This window comes from Caballeronia sp. SL2Y3 (assembly GCF_022879575.1).
GTDB lineage: Bacteria > Pseudomonadota > Gammaproteobacteria > Burkholderiales > Burkholderiaceae > Caballeronia.
The window spans coordinates 560,052-582,376 of record NZ_CP084263.1 but is presented as its reverse complement, the minus strand read 5'-3'; the positions used below and the strand labels follow the sequence as shown (position 1 = coordinate 582,376).

Sequence of the window (22,325 nt, the reverse complement as noted above, 5' to 3'; positions counted from 1 at the left end):
GGGTCATGGCTCGAAGAGGTCCGGTCTGTCCTTCGCCGAGCGGTGCAATTCGGCGACGACCTGATCCAGATGGTCGTGCATCGCTTTAGCGGCGGCATCGGCCTTGCCTTTCTTGAGCGCGTCGAAGATGCGTTCGTGTTCGTCGAGCGTATGTACGAGGCGCTCGGGGCTCGCGAGCAACTGCCGCGCGCGGTCGAGCGCGTTGCGCGACACCGCGACGATCTCCTTCACGCGTGGCAGTGCAATGGCATCGAGCAGAATCTCGTGAAACGCCAGATCGAGTGCATGAAACGCGAGGCGCGCGCCGTTCGCCATGGCTTCGCGTTGTTGCGCGAGGTTGGTGTCGAGCGCCTCGAGTATGGCGGGGTCATGCATTGCAGCGACGCCGCGCACGGTTTCCACTTCGAGCGCGCTGCGAATGAACAGATGCTGACGGATATCCCGTAGCGCGATGGGTTTCACGCGCGTGCCGCGCTGCGGCAAGACTTCGACGAGACCGGCGTGCTCCAGCCTCGCGAGCGCAGCCGATACGGGAAAACGCGAGACGCCCATGCGCTCGCAAACCGCTATCTTGTCTATCATCATTCCCGGTTCGAGCGCCAGCGTGACGATGGCTTCCCGCAATGCCTCTTCCACCGCGCCGGTCAGACTGCCGCGCTGGCCGGCGGCAATCTTGTGCAGCGCATCATACGGACTACTCACGATGACCGCATCGGATGAAGGGCTCACGGCGCGCTTGATTTCCGTTGAAGATGCTAGCATGCTAGAAAGCAGATTCGACGTTGTCAACGCGTGCAAACGCTTAAAGACTCGCAAAGCTGCCTGCATCGCCTTGCTGCGTCGAAGCTCATCAGTGTTTTCCCGCAGACCGTAGTCGATCGCACATTGCCCCGGAGGCATACCCATGACAACGATCACCAAGCTGTCCGTTCGGGACATCCGCTTTCCCACTTCGCGTTCGCTCGACGGTTCAGATGCAATGAACGCCGCGCCCGACTATTCCGCCACGTACGTCACGCTCGAAACAGATTCATCCGCCGGAATCAGCGGACACGGACTCACGTTCACCATCGGACGCGGCAACGAAATCTGCGTGGCCGCCGTCGAAGCTCTGAGTCATCTCGTCGTCGGCAAGAAGCTCGAAGACATCGCGGCGAACATGGGCGCGTTCTGGCGCGAGATCACCTCCGACAGTCAATTGCGCTGGATCGGTCCGGACAAGGGCGCGATTCACCTCGCGACGGCGGCCGTCGTCAATGCGGTATGGGACCTGTGGGCGAAGGCCGAAGGCAAGCCGGTGTGGAAGCTGCTCGTCGACATGACGCCCGAAGAACTCGTGCGTTGTCTCGACTTCCGTTACGTGACCGATGCGATCACGCCTCACGAAGCCATTGCGCTGCTGCGCCGCCACGCCGGCACGCGCGGCGAGCGCGAGAAGGAGATGCTCGCGCAGGGCTACCCGGCCTATACGACATCGGCAGGATGGCTCGGCTATGACGACGACAAGATCCGCCGCCTGGCCCGCGAAGGCGTCGCCCAAGGGTGGACGCACTTCAAGCAGAAAGTGGGCGGCAATCTCGAAGAAGACGTGCGCCGCGCCCGCATTCTGCGCGAAGAAATCGGCGCGGACGCGAAGCTGATGATGGACGCGAATCAGGTATGGGAAGTCGATGAAGCCGTCGCGAACATGCGGCGTCTCGCCGAATTCGACCCGTGGTGGATCGAGGAACCGACGAGCCCCGACGACATACTCGGGCACGCGGCCATTCGGCGCAGGCTCGGTTCCATCGGCGTGGCGACGGGCGAGCATTGCCAGAACCGCGTCATGTTCAAGCAGTTGCTGCAAGCAGAGGCGATCGACTTCTGTCAGATCGACAGTTGCCGTCTCGGTGGTCTCAATGAAGTGATCGTCGTGCTGTTGATGGCGGCGAAGTTCGGCGTGCCGGTGTGTCCGCATGCAGGCGGCGTCGGTTTGTGCGAGTACGTGCAGCATATTTCGCTGTTCGACTACATCTGCGTGTCGGCATCGCTCGAGAATCGCGTGCTCGAATATGTGGATCACCTGCACGAGCATTTCATCGATCCGGTGGTGATCCGCCATGGCCGTTATATGCCGCCGCAGCGGCCGGGCTACAGCATCGAAATGCACGCGGCATCGCTCGACAAACATCACTTTCCGGACGGAGAAGCGTGGCGCGTGAAGTGACTGACGCTGGAATGAAATCTGCGCGTTCGGGTGATTCGTTTAACGAGGAACCATCACCATGAACGCTTCCACACAGTCCTCCCGCTTCGCTTCGAAAGTCGTCATCGTGACAGGCGCGGGCTCCGGCATCGGCGAAGGCGCCGTGCGCCGGTTCGCGGCCGAGGGCGCATACGTGGTGCTCGCCGGCCGCACGCGGGAGAAGCTTGAACGCGTGGCGCGCGATCTCGATGCCTCGCGCACGCTCGTCCACGCGTGCGATGTCTCGCGCTTCGAAGACGCGCAGCAGCTGATCGACGCCACCATCGCGCGCTTCGGGCGCATCGACGTGCTCGTGAACAATGCGGGCGTCGCGCCGACGGGCCGCATCGACGAGGCATCGCTCGACGACTGGCGCGCGATCATGTCGACCGATCTCGACGGCGTCTTCTATTGCAGCCGCGCCGCCATTCGCCATCTGATTCAGGCGAAAGGCTCGATCGTCAACGTATCGTCGGTGTCGGGCCTCGGCGGCGACTGGGGCATGAGCTTCTACAACGCGGCGAAAGGCGCCGTGACGAACTTCACGCGCGCGCTCGCAATGGATCATGGCCGCGACGGCGTGCGCGTGAACGCGGTCTGCCCGAGCCTGACCGCCTCGGAACTGACCGAAGACATGCTCGGCGACGAACAACTCATGGCCAAGTTCCGCGAGCGCATTCCGCTCGGCCGCGCCGCGCAACCGGACGACATCGCCGCCGTCATCGCGTTTCTCGCGAGCGACGATGCGCGCTTCGTGACGGGCGTGAATCTTCCCGTGGACGGCGGCCTGAGCGCATCCAACGGACAGCCGCCGCAGGCGTGATCCCTTCTCCTCCAACTAGAATCGCTCACTCTTTTACGCGCGGAATGTCGATTGCGCTACTGTTACGCGCACGCATTTTCGCGCCTGCATTTTCCGAAGGATTTCCCCGTTGATGGACGCTCGCTTTTTTCGTCTTGCGCGCCTGCATTCTTTCATGCCGCTTGCCGGCGTCACGCTGATGCTCGGCGTCGCCATGTCATTCACCGCGCCGTTTCTGTCGCTCTTCGGCGTGCAGGAGGCGGACATGACGCCGCTGCAACTCGGGCTCTTCATGACGCTCATTGCGGCAAGCGGCGTGCTCGCGAGCGCCTTCGCGGGCAAGTGGTCGGATAAGCACGGTCATCATCGCGTGTTGCTGATGGGCGCATTGGCCGCGTCGGCACTCGGCTTCGTGCTGTTGTGCGTGCTGCGCAGCTATGCGTCGCTCGTGACGGTGGGCATCGTGTTTCTCGGCGTCGGCAGCGCCGCGATGACGCTCGTGTTCTCGTTCGGGCGCGCGGCGTTGCCCGTCACCGATGACGCCGAGCGTTCCTTCGCGCTCGCCACGCTGCGCACGGTGCTCTCTATGGCGTGGGTCTTCGGTCCGTCCGTCGGCGCGCTGGTGCTGGCCACTGCGGGCTTTCACGGCCTCTTTCTGTTCGCGGCGGCATCGTTCGCGGCGTGCGGCGCGATCGCATGGCGCATCAAGGACAAGGAGAAGCCCGCTGCGCCGCACGCGCACTATGCGGGCGATCCTGCCTCATTGCTCGAAGTCACGACGATGACCGAGCACGACGAACCGCATGATGCGGCGAAGCACGTGCCCGCGAGCCGCGCGCAGATCTGGCGTGCGACCATTGCCTTGACGCTCATCGGTCTTGCGGCCAACGCGACGATGATCGTGCTGCCGCTCTATGTCGTGCAGGGACTGCGCGGCACGCAGATCGAAGTGTCGATCATGCTCGGGCTCGGCGCGTTCCTCGAGATTCCGATGATGCTCGCGCTCGGCGCGCGCGGCTCGAATCTCGACAAGCAACGCTGGCTCGCGGCATGTGCGGCCGTGCATATCGTGTACTTCGTGGCGGTCGCGTCCTCCCGATCCATTCAGTTTCTCATTCCGATGCAGGCGTTCAACGCGTTCGTCGTCGCGGTGACCTCGTGCCTCGGCATGACTTACGTACAGGACCTGATGCCGCGCAATCCCGGCGCGGCGACAGCGCTATTCTTCAACGCATCGCGCGTCGGCTCCATTCTTTCCGGCGTGTTATCGGGCGCGCTCGTCGCAGCCATCGGCTATCGCGGCACGTTTCTCGTCTGCGGGTGCCTCGCGCTCGGCGCGCTCGTGCTGTTCGCCAATCCGCCGTTCAGATTGATCGCGCGATACGTATGGGTCCGCGTGAATCAATGGCGCATGCCGGTACGCTGAGGGCGCCGGCTTCGGTATGACGAGCCGTTCATTGCATGAGTCATACAAACGTCACTTCAATCCCGCAATAATGCGAGTCCAATCACTTCGCATGCCGGATGAAGGAGACATCGATGCTTCGAGCCCCCGCTGTTGCGCGTCATGTGACGTTGACCCTCGCGCTGTGCGCGGCATGTTCATCGGCGTGGGCGAGCGTCGATCTCATCGCCATCGGCCAATTGAGCGGCAACAGCGTGGACCGCTCGCAGCAGACCGCCGCGCCGCTCGAAAACGGCGCGCCGGGCAATCTGCTAGGCGGACTCGGCTCGGGGCTCGCGTATGCGGGCTGCGATACGTTTCTCGCCGTGCCCGATCGCGGCCCGAACGCGATCTCGTATAACAAGGCGCTCGACGATACCGCTTCGTACATCAATCGCTTCCAGACCTTGAGTCTGAAGCTCGAACCGTCCGGCAAGAACGGCACGCTGCCCTACACGCTCACGCCCCGTCTGCTCGATACGACCTTGCTTCATACGCGCGATGCGCTCGTGTACGGCGATGGCGCAGCCGCTGGCGTCGGCAACGGCGCACCCGCGCTTAACGCGACGAACCATACGCATTACTTCACCGGCCGCTCCGACAACTTCGCGCCGACGCAGCCGTCCACGTATCCGCTCGATGCGCGTTTCGATCCCGAAAGCATCCGCGTATCGCGCGATGGCGCGAGCGTCTTCATCTCCGACGAGTACGGCCCATACATCTATCGCTTCGATCGCCGCACCGGCGAGCGCACGGCGGTCGTGCGCGTGCCGGCATCGTTCGCGGTCACGACGCTTTCGCCCGTCGGCAGCGACGAGATCAGCAAGAACACGTCGGGGCGCGTCGCGAACAAGGGCATGGAGGGCCTTGCCATTTCGCCCGACGGCGAAACGCTTTTCGGCGCAATGCAAAGCCCGCTGCTGCAAGACGGCGGCACGAGCGGCGGCTATACGCGCATCCTGCGCATCGACTTGCGCACGGGCAAGACGGCTCAGTTCGCTTATCCGCTCAGCAACATCGGCACGACCGCGAAGCCGAACTATCCGACGATCAGCGATATCGTCGCCATCAACGATCACGAGTTGCTGCTCGATGAACGCGACGGCAAAGGTCTGGGTGACGACTCCGCCGCGGTTTTCAAGCGCGTGTACAAGGTCGATCTCGCGGGCGCGCAGGATGTGAGCCAGGCGAGCGGTGCCGCAGGACTCGCGCCGTTCGCGCTGAACAAGACGCTCTTTCTGGATGGGGTCGCGGCGCTGTCCGCGCAAGGCTTCGCGGCCACCGACATCCCCGCGAAGCTGGAAAGCCTCGCGTTCGGCCCGGACGTGCGCATAAACGGCGCGCTCAAGCACACGCTTTTCATCGCGAACGACAACGACTTCATCGGCACGGTGACGGATACGCACCATCCGAACGGCATCGACAATCCGAACCGCTTCTTCGTCTTCGCGGTGGATGCATCCGATCTTCCGGGTTACGAAGCGCAGCGCCTGCCGCATCACGGCGAGGCGTTCTGCCGGATCGACCGCGAAGATCACGACGACCACCATCACGGCCACTGACGCGCCCACGACACCGAGCCTCCCATGACGACACACGATTCGCACGATAACGGGCGCGTTGCATCGCGCCGTGGTTTCCTTAAGCTCGCCGGCGCCTCGGGGCTCGCGACAGCCGCGAACGCCCTTAGCGGCGCGGCAAACGCAGCGGCGGCCTCGCCCGACGGCACGCCCGAGCAAATCCACCTGACATGGGGCGAAGATCCCGCGCATGAAGTGGTCGTGAGCTGGGCGTCGCTTGCGCCGGCCGTCAAGCCGCGCGTTCGCCTCACCACGCACGAAGGTCATGCGAGGCTCATGCACGCAGTGCAGCGCACCTATACCGACGGTCTCAATGGCGAAATCGTCTGCACATATCACGCGCGGCTCGACGGTCTGCATCCGGACACGACATACCGCTACGAAGTCACGGCCGACAACGACAGCAACGCGGCCCAGCCGTTCTGCGCGAGCTTTCGCACAGCGCCGCGCGGGCGTTGCAAATTCCGCTTCACGAGTTACGGAGATCTCGCGACGCCCAACACGGGATGGGTGCTGTCATCGCCGCAAAGCCGCTTCGCCGTGCAGGCCGTCGAACGCTTTCAGCCGCTCTTTCATCTGCTGAACGGCGACCTCTGTTACGCGAATCTAAACCCGACGCATCAGCCGGACGTGTGGCGCGACTTCGGCAACAACGCGCAAGTCTCGGCCGCGAATCGTCCATGGATGCCGTGTCCCGGTAACCATGAGATCGAGTTCAATAACGGCCCGCAGGGCTTCGATTCTTATCTCACGCGCTACACGCTGCCCGACAATGGCACGCGCTTTGGCGGCCGCTGGTACAGCTTTCGGGTGAGTTCGGTGCTGTTCATTTCGCTCGATGCCGACGATGTCGTGTATCAGGACGCCGCCGCGTTCGTCGCGGGACCGTCGCCGCTAGTCCCGGCGGCGAGCACCGGCCATCCCGCGATCGAGGCGGGCACGTCGTTCTACGTGCGCGGCTATAGCGGCGGCGAACAAACGCGCTGGCTGGAGAAGACCTTGCGCGAGGCGAAGCACGATGACGACATCGACTGGATCGTCGTGCAGATGCATCAGGACGCGCTCAGTTCTTCGAAGACGGGCAACGGCTCGGACAAGGGCATTCGCGAAGCATGGCTGCCGCTTTTCGACCGATACGGCGTCGATCTCGTCTTGTGCGGCCACGATCACGACTACGAGCGCAGCCATCCCGTGCGCGGCTGCAACCATCACGCGGGCCGCGATGCCGTGACGGGCGAACGCGTCGACACATTGCAGCCGCGCCCGGTGATCACGACGCAGCGCGCCAACGATCCGATCGACACGACGCACGGCACCGTGCATCTGATACTCGGCGGCGGCGGCACGAGCGCGCCGCTCGACGTGTACGGCACCGATGCGGGCACGGGCAATCCGCAAGCGCAGGTCTTCACCAGGCGGAATCGCCCGGTGCCCGGCAAGACGGCGGGCACCTTCGTGCGCCCTGTCGCCGACGCGGTGGAGGACGCCATCTGGTCCGCACAGCGCGATACCGGCACGGGCTACGGCATCGCCGTGTTCGATCACGATCCGGGCGAACGCGGCGGAAAGACGTCGATCACGATGAACTACTATCACGCGCCGGGCGCGGACAAGACGCCGACCGCCGAGTACGAACTCTTCGAAACCATCGTGCTCGAGAAGCAACGCCGCCGCTGAATATGAACGTCTCGTGACAATTTCCCAAGCGACGGGAAAGGCTCGTACCGCATGGTTGATGCGGTACGAATCTTGCCTCGTAGATGCCGTTGCATCACACCGGGAAACGATCATGAAAAAGGACGATGAGAACGCCGACAATCGCCCGGCGACCGCTGAGACGAACTTTTCGACGTTTGCAGAGCCGCTCGTCGGCGAAGCTATCGCTCAGGCGTCCGCGCTGGAAAACGAAGGCGAGGCGGAACAACTGCACAAGCTGCGCGTGGCGCTCCGACGCCTGCGCACGCTGCTGTGGGCGTACCGGCCCATTCTTCACGAAGACTTCGATACGCAGCAGCGCGCCATTTACAAGTTCCTCGCGAACGCCGCAGGCAACACGCGCGACTGGGACATCCTCATCGGTCTCGTGGAAGCCACCGGCGACCGCGAACTGCTCGACGCATTCCGTCAGAGCCGCTCGGAAGCCTCGAGAAGGAGCCTCGAAACGCTTGCTCATGCGAGTGTCAAGCAGACGCTGCGTGAAGCGATGAGCGAAGCGAATCGCGAGTTGAACACGGCCGCGCAACGCACCCCGCTGACCAAATTCGCTCGACAGCGCGTCGTTGCAGCGCAAAAGCAGTTGAAGAAGCGGATGCGCGTGGCATCACGCAAAGGCCGCTCGGACTATGAGTCGTTTCATGAAGTCCGCAAGGCCGGCAAGAAGGTTCGCTATCTGCTGGAATTCTTCGAGCCGCTTCTGGGCAAGAAGCAGCGCAAGGGCCTGAAAAACCTGAAGCGCGTGCAAAAGCGTTTCGGTGAACTGAACGATGTCGTCGCGAGCCGGGATTTGCTGCTCGAGCACCGCGCGGCATTGCCGGACGGCGCGGCGGATCGCGCGTTGCGCGTCCTCGAAAAAGAACAAAAGCGCAGGTTCAAGGCCGCCGCCAAGCTGCTTTAGCGGACGGCTACCCTGCGATGTGGACGAGCGGCGACCCGGTCGCCGCTGCGCTCAGTTCAACGCGACGGCAGCGGCCGCGCCGACAGGCGAGCCTTCTATAGCAACAGACCGCTTGCCGTCCGGTCCGACGGGCACGTCGCCGACGAGCGTCGTGCGATACAGCTGACGGTCGAAGTCGAGATCGAAGATATCCGTCGGCGCAAGGTGAGCCGTCGTACGGTTGTCCCAGAACGCGATGCTGCCCGGTTCCCACTTGAAGCGGACCGTGAACTCCGGTCGCGTCACATGTTCCCATAGCAATTCGAGCAGCGCCTGACTCTCGCGCGGCGCCAGGCCGACGATGGACTTCAGAAAGCCGGGGCTCACATACAACGCCCGCTCTCCGGTCTCCGGATGCACGCGCACGAGCGGATGTTCGCTGACGAGCGTGTGTTCGTCGACCGCCTTCGCGAAGGCATCCGTGCCGCTCGCGCCTTGCGGCGGCGCGAAGCGATGTATGCCGCGCAAACCGTCGACGAAAGCGCGCAGCGTCGCGGATAACTTCTCGTAAGCGATGACGAGGTTGGTCCACTGCGTATCGCCGCCATACGGCGGAATGGTCACGCCGCGAAGAATCGATGCAAACGGCGGATTGACCGCTGCGGTCACATCCGTATGCCATCCGGTCCACGGCCGCAGCAGCGCCTGACCTTCGAAGCGCGTTGCCTTGCGAAACTTCGAGATGGAGTACAGCTCGGGATGCCCTTGCACATGACCGAATACGGGATGCCCGACCGTCAATTCGCCGAACTGCGCCGAAAACGCGACATGCTGTTCATGCGTGAGAAACTGCTCGCGGAAGAACACCACGCGCCACTTCAGCAAAGCCGCACGAATCGCCGCAACCTCTGCCGGCTGCAACGCACGCGTCAAATCGACGCCGCTAATCTCCGCACCGATATGCGCCGACAAAGGACGCACTTCGATGTCGTGTTCGTTTGTCTGCTGTGCGATGACGGCTGCGTTCATGAGCAAAATCTCCGCTTTGAATGTTGGTCTGTTTGTGCGAGCTACCCGACGACGTTAGCTGCCTTGCGCGTCGGGATCGTCGGTGAAGAAGTAATCGCGCCACGACTTCGGCTCGTGACGAATGACGCCGACCTTGAACAGGAAAGCGCCGAGTGCGAGTGTGTTCTCGGGCGTAGTGGAAAAGCTCACGTCCTTGTCGTTCAGGATGCGTTCGACGAATGTCGGCGACAGTTTCGATGCGTCCTGTCGGATATAGATGGCCGCAGCCTCCGGCTTGTTCGATCGAACGAGCCGCGCCGCATCGACGAGCGCCGCGCGCACGGCCGCATAGGTCCGCGGGTTGTCCTTGCGCCATTTGTCGGATGTGACGGCAACGCTGCTCGTCGCCGGGCCGCCCAGTATGTCCGTCGAACTGATGACCTTGTAAATTTTCGGGTCGTCGAGTTCCTGATACTGATAAGGCGCGTTCGAGAAGTGAAGGTTGATGACCGAACTGCCCGCGAGCATGGCCGTCGTCGCATCCGCGTGCGGCATGTTCACTTCGAACCTGTCGAGACGCGCGTACTCGGCATCGCCGAACGCCTTGGCCGAAGCCATCTGCAACAGCCGCCCCTGCTGCGAGACGGCGACCGACACCACCGCGATGCGGTCCTTCTCGCCGATATCCGCGATGCTGCGAATGCGCGCATCGTTCGATACGAGATACACCGGCACCGCGCTTTGCGCCGACATCGCGCGGAAATCCTGATGACCGCGCGTGCGGTCCCATATTGTCATCAGCGGACCGATGCCGAGCGTGGCGATATCGGCCGCGCCCGAGAGCAAGGCTTCGTTGACCGCCGCACCGCCGGACAGCGTGGTCCATTGCACGTCGATATGCAGTCCCGCGCGCGCGCCTTCTTTCTCGATCAACTTCTGGTCCTTCGCCACTTTCAGGAGCAAGGAGCCGATGCCATATTGATCGACGATGCGTACCGTTCCTTCCGCGTGCGCGGCACCCGGTGCAACAAACGATGCAACGAGCATAACGAGCACAAGCAGTCGATTGAATGCGGCAGATGCCCTCATGCGCTGAACGTCCGAGCGAAGTGTCAGGAGCGTTCACTGTACAAGCGCGGCGCTTGCGCACAAACGAAGGAAGAATGCTACGAATATGCTTGCGCGCGATATGCGAAACGCGCGGCTCTTGTCGAAATCAATGTGGCGGCAAATCGGCGGGCGCGCTGAACGCGTCTACCGTATAGCCCATGTTGAAGTAGCCCGCGCGCGCGTAAAGGGCGATCTGTTCGAGCCGCTCCTGGCCGCTTGCCTGCTCGTCTCGTTGCTTCGGTTTGCTTGCGTCCGAGCATCCGCACGCTCGCATCGCCCGCTCATAGGCGCGTTGCCGCCAGCGTTGCCGAGCCCGTCCTACGGGCACCCATAACGCTTGCCAGTATTGCGTCAGGATCTGTGACATGGCCGGCTCCGACAGTGCGTGAATGATTCGAATCTATCTCGCCGATAAGGAATCGGCAAACAAGACTTCGTGGAATGCATTGCAGACGCGGCCTGTCGTACTTAATGACCGAAGCCGGGGCGTTGAAACACAAGCTGGAGTCGTCGCGCCTGATCCAGGTGAAGCGTGAATGCCGGCCGGACTCGCACGAGCAGTACCTTCACATCCGCGCTATGCGTGGATCGGATGAAGTCATCGACGGTATTGACGAGCCGCCCGAGAAAATCCACCTCGCGTTCGAGATAGGCTTGCGCGAATGCGTATTCGTCTTCGTCGCCGAGCATCTCGGTATCGTCGCGGCTTTGACGCGCGAGCGCGTCGCTCATGCTGCTCGGCTGCGCGCTCGCGCCGAGCCTTCGCAACATGTCGTTCGTCTCCTGTGCGATCTGTGCGTTTTCATCGACGATGCGCGTGGCGAAGCTTCGCAGGCTGGTTGACCGGGTTCTGCGCAGTGCAATCTGCCCCGCTGCTATCTCAGCCTGATTCGCGGTCAGCAGAACACCGACCATCTGCGCGTCCGAGAGCGACCGGCTCTGCGCACGAGCGCCGACGATGTGCGCCATGAGAAGCAGGCAGCCGCACGCGATCCTCCGTCTTCGTTCATTCACGCTCGCGCCTATCTACTGGATCGGTGTCGCGGGTCCACCTCGAAGAGCCGGCCCCATTCGTAATCGACGTGATCGGGACGCATCGGGAAAACGCCCGCGCCGGGCGTGAACGTTAGTTCCCCGAAGTAAATGTTCCCGTTGGCTTCGTAAAGATCGACTCTCACGTATTCGAACTCTTTCGCCAGCACGCCCGCTATTTCAAGCAGCGAATCGAGCGATTCCGGCGGCGGCGCAGGCGTGTCGCTACGGTGGTAGTGACCCAACCAGATGTCCTGCAACCGCCACTCGGCGTCATACGTATCGCCGCGAGGATGATCGGTGAAGCGGCCCGATATTACCGTGATGAAAATCGTCTGCTGGCCGGATGGCGAGTTGAAGACGTGGAACTTCAGGTCGGCAGGAACCTGGCCATCTTCGGCGAGCAGCAGCGCTTCGAAGAAGATGCGCGGCTCGATCATGCGGTAATGGCGTTCCCGCGCCACTCTGTAGAAGGGCGTGGACAGCCATTTTTCTGCTAACGCCGAGAGTTGCTCGAACGACACGCGGCTTTTGTCCTTCACCACCTCCACGAAGCCGCTGCCGTGATTCGCCTTCATGACGAAGGACGAAGGCAAGGCATCGAAGACTTCTTTCGTGAAAGCACCGGGTTCTGCCAGCAGAGGAATGAGATGTCGCGTGCCGATCTTGTCCGCCACATAATCGCGGACCTTCAATTTGTCGGTCAGATCCATGTAACGCGGGTCCGGATAGAGACAGCGATGCAGGATCTTTTCGTTGAACGTCCTGGGATTCCACATGTTCGGGAATCGTCCGACGTTATGACGGTGCAAAAGGCTTAAGAACACCGAGTCCGGCAGCCACGACTTGGCGCCGTCGATGAGTGTCTTGGCAAACATCCGGGAGCCCTCATGCCTCGGGGGAAGACGGTGGCACGATCTTCTGCTCGTTATGGCTCGTTCCACCAGCGACGATTTCAGCGAACGATTCTTGCAAATGACCGACGTGACCGAATGTGCGGATCGCCACATTGCAACGCGTGAGTCGCGCGGCGCACGCATCGTCAGTGCGCCTCTCCGCGCCCCTTATTGACCGCAGCGGCACCGGCCGGAAACAAGCTGCCGGTGCGCGAATGGATGTTGTCGTTCGGCTCGGCAACGCTGCTCGGCCTCCAGCTTCCGGACGACGTCATCGCGGGATCGCCGGCCGGTGCGATGGCGCCTCCGCCTGGCGCATCCGATGCGTCGGCCTTTTCGCGTGCCGGTGTCGATACGCGCTGCACGCTTCGCACGCGCGGATGCGTTTTGTCGTTCTTCTTCGCATGACGAGCGGAGCGCAAAGCGGGCTGCGCGTGGGTCGTCCTCTCGTTGGCATGCGCATGGGAGCGCGTCGATGCTCGTCGCGTGCTTGCCGACGTGTGATCGGCGCGACGTTGATTGCGCGTCGCCGCCTTCGTGGCTCTCGTCGACGTCGACGCAGTTGAATGAGGCGCTTCAGGAATGACCGTGCTCTTTGTATCGCCAACATCGAGCGTAGAGGGTGACGCTTGCGTTGCAGCCAACGCGTCGCACGCAAGCGCCGATGCAATCACCCCGCATGGTGCGGTGCCTGCCGGCGCCGGCAAATCGAACGTGGCGCGGCCGGGTACACCCCTCATCGCGACGAAGCGTTCCTGAGCGCGCGCAACTGCGTCATCTGACGTCGAGCTTCCGGCCGCATCTCGCGGCTGAGTGCGAGCGGCCGGTGCAACCGGCGGGAGCTTGTGAACCGTCCCCACTGCACTGACGCGGTTCTCATCTCCGTTGCTGGCCCCGGGACTGTGCGACGTTCGCACCCACGCGGAGATACCGATCACGATGCAGATGCCGACGGCCAGCACTGTAATCGAACTCCGCTTGACAGCGAAGGAGCTTGGCATCGAAAGCAACGTTGCCGATCGATCCGCGTGGCCTGCCGCGGTTGCATCGTCCGTTTGATCGCGGCGCATGCCTCCGACTTGCGATGACGCGGCGCGCACCATCGCGCGTGCCGACTCGTCCATCCCGAAGAGCGATGCCTGGGTTCGCGTCAGCACCGCTCCATGTCGATCCGCGCCGCAATAAGGACACGATAAGTTATCCGCCGGCGATACGCTCTCGCAACGAGGACAAACGACGCAGTAAAGCGAGCGCAACTCTTCCCGCTGATTCATGGTCACATATCGGTTAGAGCGCCGTCTGCGACGCGTTGGTGCATCGGACTCGAAAGCGATGTTGCAGACGACGAAACCACCGCACATCGAAATCGACCCGACCTTAGCACACCTATGCACAGTTAGGTAGAAGAGATTGCCTGGGCGATACAGCTGCCTTCGATCCTTCTTTCAGGCATTTTTTTCGGCAGACACCGGTTGCTGTTTTCCTTACACTGAGCGTCGTGGACGACAGTGCGAAGGCATGGCCTGAACGATGCTTCAAGCCTTTCTACAGACAAACGGTGTTGTGACGCGTCGCCGACCGCACATGACTTCAACGGTCCACTCGGTCTGCGCGCGACTGCTAATAATTCATCCCTTTTTTGCCTAAGCTTCCATTGGTGGCGTTCGTGACTCCTTAAGGGCGGCCCATTGCATTCAAGACGAATAGACATGCTCGGCGTTGTCGGCCGCAAGGCCATTAAGAAAGCGCGAGGACGCGCACAAAAACGGAGAATGCCGTGAAGGTTGGGATCTATTGCGATTCGGGCATCAACGGGGGGCACGAGGAGATGCTCAAGCGCTTCATGGTTGCGCTCGTCGGAAACGCGCAGATCGACACCTTGTATATCCTCGCGCCGAAGCAGAACACCGCGCTGTATGGCTTCGTCGAAGACCTCGCGCGCGCTCATCCGAAAGTCCAGACAATTGGCTTGCCATATACGGCCGAATCGATACGCGGCAATCCGTTCGCGCTGCTTCGTGTGACACGCTCGACAAGCTCCGTTCTGCGCAGACTGAAACTCACGCGCCTGCTCGTCGCACAGGGCACCATCGTTTCGGGCCTGGCCGGACTCTTCGCTGCACGGCTGACGCGTACGCGTTCGGTGAGCTATCTGCCGCTCGTCGGCGACGGTCCCGGCAGCGGCCGCCTGATCGACCGAATGAAATGGCTCGTGAAGCGCGGCGTTTATCGCATGCCGGACGAATTCATCACGCTCAACGAACACCTACGCGCCAAGCTGCGCGCGCTCGCGCCGAATGCACGCACGACGATACTCGCAAACTGCGTGGACGACCGCTTCGCACGATCCACGCTCACGCAGTCAGCGGCCCGCGCCATGCTGGGCCTGCCGGACGACGGGACGACCATCATTGCGCATATCGGGCGAATCGACTTCACGCATAAGCGGCAAGACTTTCTGCTCGAAACCATAGAACGGCACCCCGACGCCTTCGCGCGTACGATCGTGCTCATCGTCGGTGAAGGACCGGACGCGCAGCGAACGGCCCACAGGGTGCAGATAAGCCCGATCTTGTCTGCGCACGTGCGCATGGTGGGCGCACAAGCGGACGTGCTGCCGTATATCGCGGCGAGCGACACCTTGGTGTTGCCGTCTGCTTTCGAGGGCGTGCCGCTTGTCATGATCGAAGCCGTGCTCGCTGAGCGCCCGATCGTCGTATCGCGGGTATCCGGACTCGACGCTTACCTTCCGGAGACGTTGCTGTTTCCTTCAGGCGATCACACGGCGTTCGTCAAACGCATCTTCGCGGCGCCCGAGGTACCCATGGCTCCGCTCGCGGCCGAGTTCCGTCGCCGCTTCTCGCGTGAGACGTTCGAGGCACAGGCTCAACGGGCGATGACGCTACCGCTTCCATCGCGGGATACGTTCGACGCTGCGTCGCCCCCGCGCTCGGACGTGCTGGAGAAATAGCGTCCCGCGTGTTCTTTGAATCCGCCAGGCGTTTCCGGAAACTCAGCGGCCATCTTATGGGCTGAGTCGTTATTCTCAGCCTTGCGTCGCTGATTCGCGCTGCGGCTGAGACAGAGAGTGAGTTTGGCTCGTTGGCGTCGCTGCGTCGTTTGTCGTCGTCGGTTTGCCAACGCGCGGCGCCCGACGCGCGACGGACCGATCATCACGCACCGCATTCATGCGGGGCCGCCGCGGACGTCGGTCTTGCAGGCACTGCGCGCGCCATTGCGGCGCGCGGCGAGATCACGCTCCGGCGTGCAGCGGCCGGCGCGTCATTTGCAGAAGCCGGCCCCATTCATAGTCGACGCTTTCGGGAAGCATCCGCAAAACTCCCGCGCCCGGCGTGAACGTTAGTTCACCGAAGTAAATGTCATCGTTGCGCGAATACAGATCGACACGCACGTATTCGAAGTCTTTCGCGAGCGCGTTCGCCACTTCGAGCAATGCGTCGAGATTCTTGGGGCGAGGAACAGGCGTCTCGCTGCGGGCGTACGCGCCGAACGTGATGTCCTGCACATTCCAGTCGACGTCGAAGATGTCGCCGCGCGGCGTCTCTCCGAAGCGGTCGGAGATGACCATGATGTAGATGGTCTGCTTGCCCGACTTCTCGTTGAACACGTGAAACTTCAGGTCGGCGGGCACGACGCCGTTATCGTCCAGAAGCAGCGTTTCGAAATACACACGCGGCTTGATCGCGCGATAGTGCCGCTCCCGCGCAATCTTGTAGAAGTCCGTCTCGAGCCACTCTTGCGCCAGCGCCGCGAGTTCTTCGAACGTCGTATCCTTCTTGTTCCGCACGACCTTCACGAAGCCGCTGCCGTGGTTGGCCTTCATCACGAACTCGTTGGGCAACTGGTCGAAGACGGTCTTGGTGAATACGGCGGGTTCGGCGATCAACGGGATCAGATACTGCGGGCCGATCTTTTGAGCGATGAAGTCGCGCACAGCGAGCTTGTCGCTGAGATCCACGTAGCGCGGATCCGGGTGCAGGCAGCGGCTGAGGATCTGTTCGTTGAAGGTGAGCGGACGCTTGAGATTGGGAAATCGCCCGATTCTGCGGCGATGCACGAAGCTCAAGAAGACGTCGTCGGGCAGAAAGACTTTGGCGCTGTCAATGAGCCTTTTCGAAAGCGACATCCGGTTACCCCCTGTAAATGTCATGTAATGTTTAGGCGCGATTCGCGGCCCACGGTGGCGGGCGCTTCGGGCTTTTTCACCGGTTAGGTGTATCCCGAAATCGTCCCAAAGGCAGTGGTCCGACCACCGTGCGGAACCGTACACAGCACCCCAGAAACGGTTGCCTGCGGATTTTGCTTGTATTAGCCGCAAGATTTCGCCGCAGCATGGAGCAAGACCGATTCCTGCGGTATGTATTGCGTCGATCGGCGTCCGGGAAGGGGTATCCGGGGCGTCTGCCCGAAAGACGTACAGCGACTCACGCCTTACGGCGAAAGACGCGCGCTGCGTGACTACGTCCGAGGTCTTTCTCGAAGCGCAGCGTTTGAATTATCGACTGGCAAATATCGGGCGCCTGCGCACATAGGAAAAATAGCGCCACCAGTTACCTTTTTTCGAAAGCGACTTAAGCGAGTTCTAGCGTATCGGTTTCGACCTGCCCGAAACGCAAATCATTCTCGACGGTCGCTTTCATTTTGCAAAAGCGAATTAGCGAGGGAACGACGCGCCTAGCCCGCGTTCTCTTCAGACAGATCGCCGAACAAGTCAGGCGTCGCTCCGGGCACGGGTTGCCGCGCCTGCAGATTGCCGCCCCGCACTTCTTCGAGCACAGCGGGAGGAAGCCACAGATCTTCCATTGCGCCAATACCGCGTTCGATCATCTGCTGCAAAAAGAATGATTGCTTGCGTCCCGTTACTTCCGCCAGTAGCCGCAACCGCTGCTCGATTGCTGGCTCGACTCGTACCGCGACCACCTTCAACTTGTTTTCGGCGGTCCTTCTCAACTTCTGCTCCTTCGTGGCAACGAACCCATTCCTTACACGCGCCGCACGGCTGCGAACGCAGCGGTGCTTCTACCATGGCTCGCGAGGGCGTTGCAACGCTTTTTCGATGGAACTGGTTCATTGCTCGGCAGAAAACCGCGCAATGCTACTAGGTGACGGCGCGCGGCAAGCGCCCGCCTGGACTGCGGTGTTAAGAAGTTCCCCGTGTACAGCGGAGCGCCTTGCGTATGGTCCGCGCCATCGTGCCAGTCGCCGCTGCCGGTGTACTTGCCACCGCGATGGACCACGTAGGGCGTTAGCAGGAAAAGCGCGCCCGCGCAACTGCGCGTGGTCCGCGCGAGACCCTCATGACCGCCATGGTGCTCGGCAATGCCAGGTCGATTCGGAGTACGTATCGCTACTCTCGAATCGACCGCGGCCTTAGGACCGGTGGATGTCGAAGGGAGAAGCTCGTTCGCGACGGCTCGCGTGGCGTCGTAGCGGCAATGCGGAGAAGAGCGTGCTGGCTAGCGATCGTCCGGGCGCTGTGGCGACCAGACGACGATGCTATGACCGTAGCTGCAACGCGAAGCTAATCGCTAGCCGTTGTGGGAACTTGGCCGATACTGGAGCGGCGGCGGCCGATGCCACCGCGCACTGCTGATCCAATCTCCGGGCACTTCAACGTCCGCTTAACGCGAACTCGCGCGCAAGAGATCTCGCGCCGTGCCCAGCATGCCGTCGGCGATGGCGGACGAGTCGATCTTATAGCTACCGTCTTTCAATGCGGCCTTGATGGATTCCACCTTGGCAGTATCGATGTCCGATGCGTGGGAAGAGAACGCCGCACTGGACGACAGGCTGATGGCAGAGCCTTCGGTCGCGGCGGGTGCGAGCTGTTGCGCGCTGCTGGCGCTCGGTTTCGTGCCGGTGCCCGCCGCGCGCTTGACGGTGATCTGGGTCGAGGAATCTGCGCTTTTGATGGTCTGGATGTTCATGGTTTCGGTTCTCGCTGGCTTTAATGCTTAACGGTGCCTGCGTTGAAACCTTTACCATCCGACGCCCCATGCGGTCGGCCGAACGCCCCGGGAATCGCCCGAAAGCCTTATCCGACAAGGCTTCCGGCTAATTGCAACAGTTTGCAACAAAGTGTAAAAGACGCCGTTCACGCGTTGATGAAGACGGCGCCGAAGACGGACGCGCCGCGGTCGGCCGGCGCGCTTGCCTGCTGGAGCGGCGCAATCTGGGCCAGCTTGTCTGCAAGCGCAGCTTCGGAGAACGGCTTCACCACATAGCCGCTCGCACCCGCGCGGATCGCCGCGATGACGTTCTCGCGCCGGGTTTCGGCGGTGACCATCAGAACCGGAACGTCGGCGTGCTCCTCGGACTGGCGAATCTCCTGGAGAAGCGTCAGCCCGTCCATGTTCGGCATGTTCCAGTCCGTGATGACGAGGTCGAACCGCTGCGTCTTGAGTTTCTCGAGGGCCGACACGCCATCGACTGCTTCGTCGATCAGCGTATAGCCGATCGCCTTCAGCATCTTTCGAATCAAACTGCGCATGGTGGTCAAGTCATCGACTACCAGCAAACGCATTTCCGTTTTAACCATCTGTCAATCCTTTCTCTCTTTTCTTTCCTGCGCATCGCGCACTGCACGCAGCCATGCGCAGCGCTAGCTCACTACGCGCTCGGGCAACGCGAGGTATCGCCCGGCGGACCGCCACTCGACCGAAGGAATTCGTCCAGCTCGAAACAAGCCTTGACGACGGCCTCGATCGCCTCTTGCGCGATATCGTTTTCCATCGCCGCCAGCCGACGGCGAAGTTCATGCAATTGCTTGACCATGTCACCCACCTCATTTCGGACAAGAAACTCGCCCTGCGATTCTCCGTTGCAAGGCGAATTTGCGTGATTCGGCGCCTGTGGACCCGCGCGCCGGTTTGTCAGCCGCATGGCGACACCTTCCGGCTCAGAACGTCGACCAGTCGCCGTCAGCGGCTGCCGCGACCGCTACTGGCGGCGCGACCACGGGCTTCGTCGCACGCGTCGCCGGGGGCGTTCTTTTTGTGACGGACACTTGCATCGGCTTCTGTTCGTAGCCGCCGGCCGCCGGCGCGTTGAAGGACTGCGCCGTGCGGAACACAGCGACCGCTGCGGTCAGATGCTTCGCCTGATCCTCCATGGAGCCGGCCGCTGCCGCCGCTTCTTCGACGAGCGCCGCGTTTTGCTGCGTGACCTCGTCCATCTGCGAGATGGCCTGGTTCACCTGTTCGATGCCGCGGCTCTGTTCGTTCGAGGCCGATGCGATCTCGCCCATGATGTCGGTCACGCGCTTGATCGCGGTGCCCACGCGCTGCATCGTGTCGCCGGCCCTCGCCACCAGTTCGGTTCCGGTCTGAACACGGCTGCCCGAGGTCTCGATCAATTCCTTGATTTCCTTGGCCGCAGCCGACGACCGTTGCGCGAGGCTGCGCACTTCGCTTGCCACGACGGCGAAGCCCCGGCCTTGCTCACCCGCTCGTGCGGCTTCGACCGCCGCGTTGAGCGCGAGGATGTTCGTCTGGAACGCGATGCCTTCGATCATGCCGATGATCTCGGCGATCCTCGCCGAGCTGTCTTCGATGCCGGTCATCGTCTCGACGACCTGGCTGACGATGGCGCTGCCTTCGTTGGCGACGGTACTCGCGTTGTCGGCGAGACCACTGGCCTGTCGCGCGTTCTCGGCGTTCTGCTTGACGGTCGCGGTCAGCTCTTCCATGCTGGCCGCGGTTTCCTCGAGAGAGGCGGCCTGCTGTTCCGTGCGCGATGACAAGTCCGTGCTGCCCGCGGCAATCTCGCCCGACGCCGTTCGAATGACGTCGACGGACTCCTTGATGCCGTTCGCGAGCGACGAGAGCTTCGCGAACGCGGCTCGCACCGCCACCATCAACGTCGCGAGTTCATCGCGGCCGACGACCTCGACGCGGTGCGTCAGATCGCCCTGCTCCAGCGCCTTCATTGCCGCCAGCGCGTCAGCCAGGGGCTTGGTCACGGATCGCGTGATGACCAGCATCGCGGCGATCGCCACCAGCACCGCCGCTATCGTCGATGCGAAGGACAGCGCGACCGCTCGGTCATAGGCGGCGTGGGCGTGCCGCGCGGACTCGTCGGCGAGCTCGAACTGATGCGCGACGAGCGCGTCCAGTGTCGTGAAATACTTGGCCTGCGCGGTTGCAACCGGTCCCGCGAGTTGCGCGCGGGCGTCTTCGATCTGCCCCGCCGTCAGCAGCTTGACCGCTTCCTGACGGGCTGCGGTGTTCGCGGCGCGCGCCTCGACGAGCGCATTGAAAAGCTCGCGCCCGCGCGGGGACGTAATCATGCGGTCCACTTTTTCGAGCCGCTGCGAGGTCGCTTTGGCTGCTTCGAGGACACCGGCTTGCATGGCGGCGACGTCCTCCGGCTTTCCGGTGATCGCGGCGCGTTGGAGCCGAAGCACGGTCTGGCTGGCGGAATCCTTCGCTTTGCTGACCTCTGCGGCCTTGACCATCCGGTCATCGGTGATGAGCGTGATCTCGCTATCGAGACCGCGCATATTGAGGAAGTTGATCGTCGCGATGAGGACGAGCAGCGCGACGACGACGCCGAAGCCGATGGTCAGCCGTGCGCCGACCTTGAAGTTGTGCAGGTTCATTTAGGATTCCGGGGACCGGTTGTTCAGGACGTGTTTTCGGAAGGCGCTTGCTAACTGCTGCGTAGCGCGGCCGGTCGCCGGTTGCTGGGTTCCTGCAGGGATCGCCTGTCGGAATTGAATCGCTGGTTACTGTCGCCTTCCTTTCTGAGTATCGGCAGAAAGGATGGAAGCTTTACGTTGACTTTACTGCGCTCGGATGCGCATGTCGGCATGGATACCGAATGGGTCGCTTGTCGCGAGTTTGCTGGTCTTGGTGATGGGTGATCGCGGCACTTTCGCGCTTGGCTGCGTCGTCTCGACGGCGCAGTGGACGAAGCGCTAGTCGTGCGCTTTGGAAAGGGAGATCGCGGCTGCCTTCGACAGCGCCTTCGGAAGAACCGCCTCAGCGATGCAATGCACGGCGGTCCGCCAACAAGCGATCAGCGGCCGAAGTGCGCCATGCGTCAAGCTGCCTGCAACGCCGCGCTTTGCGCGCGCGCGGCCTTCGCCTTTGTCTTGCCTGCGCGCGACGGCGGCTGACAGATGCCGCAGACCATGCCGTGCGTCGGTTCGTGCGCGTGCGCGACGAACTTGCCTCGGCAGCGCGTGCAGCCCGCGAGGCGCAAGATCCCGGCTTCCTTGAAGCGCACGAACGTCCAGGCGCGCGTCAGGTCCATCTGCAGTGCTTCGCCGTTGAGCGTGAAGTGCTCGGCGTACAGCGCGTACGCGCGGCTCAACAGATCGACGCGGTCGAGGTTGGTGCTGTTTTGCTCGAGAAACGCATAGACGTTGGCGAACATCGATGCGTGGATGTTCGGCCCCCACGTCAGGTACCAGTCTTCCGAGAACGGCAGCATGCCCTTTGGCGGCGAAGCGCCCTTCACTTCCCGATAAAGACGAATCAGACGATCGCGCGAGAGCTTCGGGAATTCCGATTCCAGCACCTGCATACGCGCGCCGAGCTTGATGAGCGTGATAGCGCGCAGAACCTGTGCGGCTTCATCGGCGAGGCTCTTGGAGGTCGTGGTCGTGCTCAT

Annotated in this window: 21 protein-coding genes; 7 read left to right on the top strand and 14 right to left on the bottom strand. The window is 62.3% G+C overall.

The window, feature by feature from the left end; translation table 11 throughout:
* Nucleotides 1-3: 3 nt before the first annotated feature.
* Complete coding sequence (locus LDZ26_RS25025) at nt 4-762, bottom strand: GntR family transcriptional regulator (protein ID WP_244851410.1); 759 nt, start codon at nt 760-762, stop codon at nt 4-6.
* A 142-nt stretch (nt 763-904) separates the two neighbouring features.
* Between LDZ26_RS25025 and LDZ26_RS25020 the strand changes: the two genes are divergently transcribed.
* From LDZ26_RS25020 to LDZ26_RS24995, 6 genes are all read left to right on the top strand, one after another.
* Nucleotides 905-2,206: an L-fuconate dehydratase gene (locus LDZ26_RS25020; RefSeq protein ID WP_244851408.1), complete on the top strand. Its 1,302-nt coding sequence runs from the start codon at nt 905-907 to the stop codon at nt 2,204-2,206.
* 58 nt (nt 2,207-2,264) lie between these two features.
* On the top strand, nt 2,265-3,047 hold the full coding sequence (locus LDZ26_RS25015; RefSeq protein ID WP_244851407.1) for an SDR family NAD(P)-dependent oxidoreductase: 783 nt from the start codon (nt 2,265-2,267) through the stop codon (nt 3,045-3,047).
* A 112-nt stretch (nt 3,048-3,159) separates the two neighbouring features.
* Entirely contained in the window at nt 3,160-4,452 is a 1,293-nt protein-coding gene (locus tag LDZ26_RS25010; protein WP_244851405.1) for a sugar efflux transporter, read from the top strand.
* A gap of 113 nt (nt 4,453-4,565) precedes the next feature.
* On the top strand, nt 4,566-6,032 hold the full coding sequence (locus LDZ26_RS25005) for an esterase-like activity of phytase family protein (RefSeq protein WP_244851403.1): 1,467 nt from the start codon (nt 4,566-4,568) through the stop codon (nt 6,030-6,032).
* Nucleotides 6,033-6,056: 24 nt separating this feature from the next.
* Nucleotides 6,057-7,727: a metallophosphoesterase family protein gene (locus tag LDZ26_RS25000; protein WP_244851401.1), complete on the top strand. Its 1,671-nt coding sequence runs from the start codon at nt 6,057-6,059 to the stop codon at nt 7,725-7,727.
* A gap of 112 nt (nt 7,728-7,839) precedes the next feature.
* Nucleotides 7,840-8,664: a CHAD domain-containing protein gene (locus tag LDZ26_RS24995; protein ID WP_244851399.1), complete on the top strand. Its 825-nt coding sequence runs from the start codon at nt 7,840-7,842 to the stop codon at nt 8,662-8,664.
* Nucleotides 8,665-8,715: 51 nt separating this feature from the next.
* Here the strand turns inward: LDZ26_RS24995 and LDZ26_RS24990 are convergent, their stop codons facing one another.
* The 6 genes from LDZ26_RS24990 to LDZ26_RS24965 all read right to left on the bottom strand — a co-directional run bounded on the left by LDZ26_RS24990 (nt 8,716) and on the right by LDZ26_RS24965 (nt 13,963).
* Complete coding sequence (locus LDZ26_RS24990) at nt 8,716-9,672, bottom strand: TauD/TfdA family dioxygenase (protein WP_244851397.1); 957 nt, start codon at nt 9,670-9,672, stop codon at nt 8,716-8,718.
* A 54-nt stretch (nt 9,673-9,726) separates the two neighbouring features.
* Entirely contained in the window at nt 9,727-10,740 is a 1,014-nt protein-coding gene (locus LDZ26_RS24985) for an ABC transporter substrate-binding protein (protein ID WP_244851396.1), read from the bottom strand.
* Nucleotides 10,741-10,867: 127 nt separating this feature from the next.
* Nucleotides 10,868-11,128, bottom strand: a complete 261-nt coding sequence (locus tag LDZ26_RS24980) for a hypothetical protein (RefSeq protein ID WP_244851394.1) — start codon at nt 11,126-11,128, stop codon at nt 10,868-10,870.
* Nucleotides 11,129-11,229: 101 nt separating this feature from the next.
* The gene (locus LDZ26_RS24975; RefSeq protein ID WP_244851392.1) at nt 11,230-11,775 is read right to left on the bottom strand and encodes a DUF4142 domain-containing protein; all 546 of its coding nucleotides are present in this window, start codon (nt 11,773-11,775) and stop codon (nt 11,230-11,232) included.
* A gap of 8 nt (nt 11,776-11,783) precedes the next feature.
* Nucleotides 11,784-12,671, bottom strand: coding sequence for an ATP-grasp fold amidoligase family protein (locus LDZ26_RS24970; RefSeq protein ID WP_244851788.1), 888 nt, complete (start codon nt 12,669-12,671; stop codon nt 11,784-11,786).
* Between the two features lie 164 nt (nt 12,672-12,835).
* Nucleotides 12,836-13,963: a hypothetical protein gene (locus LDZ26_RS24965; RefSeq protein ID WP_244851390.1), complete on the bottom strand. Its 1,128-nt coding sequence runs from the start codon at nt 13,961-13,963 to the stop codon at nt 12,836-12,838.
* Nucleotides 13,964-14,466: 503 nt separating this feature from the next.
* Here LDZ26_RS24965 and LDZ26_RS24960 point away from each other — a divergent pair.
* Nucleotides 14,467-15,660, top strand: coding sequence for a glycosyltransferase (locus tag LDZ26_RS24960; RefSeq protein ID WP_244851389.1), 1,194 nt, complete (start codon nt 14,467-14,469; stop codon nt 15,658-15,660).
* 282 nt (nt 15,661-15,942) lie between these two features.
* Here LDZ26_RS24960 and LDZ26_RS24955 read toward each other — a convergent pair whose 3' ends face one another.
* From LDZ26_RS24955 to flhC, 7 genes are all read right to left on the bottom strand, one after another.
* Complete coding sequence (locus tag LDZ26_RS24955) at nt 15,943-16,836, bottom strand: ATP-grasp fold amidoligase family protein (protein WP_244851387.1); 894 nt, start codon at nt 16,834-16,836, stop codon at nt 15,943-15,945.
* A gap of 548 nt (nt 16,837-17,384) precedes the next feature.
* On the bottom strand, nt 17,385-17,660 hold the full coding sequence (locus tag LDZ26_RS24950) for a hypothetical protein (protein WP_244851385.1): 276 nt from the start codon (nt 17,658-17,660) through the stop codon (nt 17,385-17,387).
* A 671-nt stretch (nt 17,661-18,331) separates the two neighbouring features.
* Nucleotides 18,332-18,637, bottom strand: a complete 306-nt coding sequence (gene flgM, locus LDZ26_RS24945) for a flagellar biosynthesis anti-sigma factor FlgM (RefSeq protein ID WP_244851384.1) — start codon at nt 18,635-18,637, stop codon at nt 18,332-18,334.
* Between the two features lie 167 nt (nt 18,638-18,804).
* Nucleotides 18,805-19,248, bottom strand: a complete 444-nt coding sequence (locus LDZ26_RS24940) for a response regulator (RefSeq protein ID WP_244851382.1) — start codon at nt 19,246-19,248, stop codon at nt 18,805-18,807.
* Between the two features lie 71 nt (nt 19,249-19,319).
* A complete protein-coding gene (locus tag LDZ26_RS24935) occupies nt 19,320-19,592 on the bottom strand; it encodes a hypothetical protein (protein ID WP_244851380.1) in 273 nt (90 codons plus the stop codon).
* Nucleotides 19,593-19,608: 16 nt separating this feature from the next.
* Nucleotides 19,609-21,309 (bottom strand): methyl-accepting chemotaxis protein, encoded by a 1,701-nt coding sequence (locus LDZ26_RS25615; RefSeq protein ID WP_305038325.1) that lies wholly within the window; start codon nt 21,307-21,309, stop codon nt 19,609-19,611.
* A gap of 443 nt (nt 21,310-21,752) precedes the next feature.
* Nucleotides 21,753-22,325: a flagellar transcriptional regulator FlhC gene (gene flhC / locus LDZ26_RS24920; RefSeq protein ID WP_244851379.1), complete on the bottom strand. Its 573-nt coding sequence runs from the start codon at nt 22,323-22,325 to the stop codon at nt 21,753-21,755.

What these genes read in the sequence shown, in the direction of transcription:
- LDZ26_RS25025 (WP_244851410.1), bottom strand. Translation starts at nt 762, where the DNA reads ATGCTAGCATCTTCAACGGAAATCAAGCGCGCCGTGAGCCCTTCATCC.
- LDZ26_RS25020 (WP_244851408.1), top strand. Translation starts at nt 905, where the DNA reads ATGACAACGATCACCAAGCTGTCCGTTCGGGACATCCGCTTTCCCACT.
- LDZ26_RS25015 (WP_244851407.1), top strand. Translation starts at nt 2,265, where the DNA reads ATGAACGCTTCCACACAGTCCTCCCGCTTCGCTTCGAAAGTCGTCATC.
- LDZ26_RS25010 (WP_244851405.1), top strand. Translation starts at nt 3,160, where the DNA reads ATGGACGCTCGCTTTTTTCGTCTTGCGCGCCTGCATTCTTTCATGCCG.
- LDZ26_RS25005 (WP_244851403.1), top strand. Translation starts at nt 4,566, where the DNA reads ATGCTTCGAGCCCCCGCTGTTGCGCGTCATGTGACGTTGACCCTCGCG.
- LDZ26_RS25000 (WP_244851401.1), top strand. Translation starts at nt 6,057, where the DNA reads ATGACGACACACGATTCGCACGATAACGGGCGCGTTGCATCGCGCCGT.
- LDZ26_RS24995 (WP_244851399.1), top strand. Translation starts at nt 7,840, where the DNA reads ATGAAAAAGGACGATGAGAACGCCGACAATCGCCCGGCGACCGCTGAG.
- LDZ26_RS24990 (WP_244851397.1), bottom strand. Translation starts at nt 9,672, where the DNA reads ATGAACGCAGCCGTCATCGCACAGCAGACAAACGAACACGACATCGAA.
- LDZ26_RS24985 (WP_244851396.1), bottom strand. Translation starts at nt 10,740, where the DNA reads ATGAGGGCATCTGCCGCATTCAATCGACTGCTTGTGCTCGTTATGCTC.
- LDZ26_RS24980 (WP_244851394.1), bottom strand. Translation starts at nt 11,128, where the DNA reads ATGTCACAGATCCTGACGCAATACTGGCAAGCGTTATGGGTGCCCGTA.
- LDZ26_RS24970 (WP_244851788.1), bottom strand. Translation starts at nt 12,671, where the DNA reads ATGTTTGCCAAGACACTCATCGACGGCGCCAAGTCGTGGCTGCCGGAC.
- LDZ26_RS24965 (WP_244851390.1), bottom strand. Translation starts at nt 13,963, where the DNA reads ATGAATCAGCGGGAAGAGTTGCGCTCGCTTTACTGCGTCGTTTGTCCT.
- LDZ26_RS24955 (WP_244851387.1), bottom strand. Translation starts at nt 16,836, where the DNA reads ATGTCGCTTTCGAAAAGGCTCATTGACAGCGCCAAAGTCTTTCTGCCC.
- flgM (WP_244851384.1), bottom strand. Translation starts at nt 18,637, where the DNA reads ATGAACATCCAGACCATCAAAAGCGCAGATTCCTCGACCCAGATCACC.
- LDZ26_RS24940 (WP_244851382.1), bottom strand. Translation starts at nt 19,248, where the DNA reads ATGGTTAAAACGGAAATGCGTTTGCTGGTAGTCGATGACTTGACCACC.
- LDZ26_RS24935 (WP_244851380.1), bottom strand. Translation starts at nt 19,592, where the DNA reads ATGCGGCTGACAAACCGGCGCGCGGGTCCACAGGCGCCGAATCACGCA.
- LDZ26_RS25615 (WP_305038325.1), bottom strand. Translation starts at nt 21,309, where the DNA reads ATGAACCTGCACAACTTCAAGGTCGGCGCACGGCTGACCATCGGCTTC.
- flhC (WP_244851379.1), bottom strand. Translation starts at nt 22,325, where the DNA reads ATGAGCACGACCACGACCTCCAAGAGCCTCGCCGATGAAGCCGCACAG.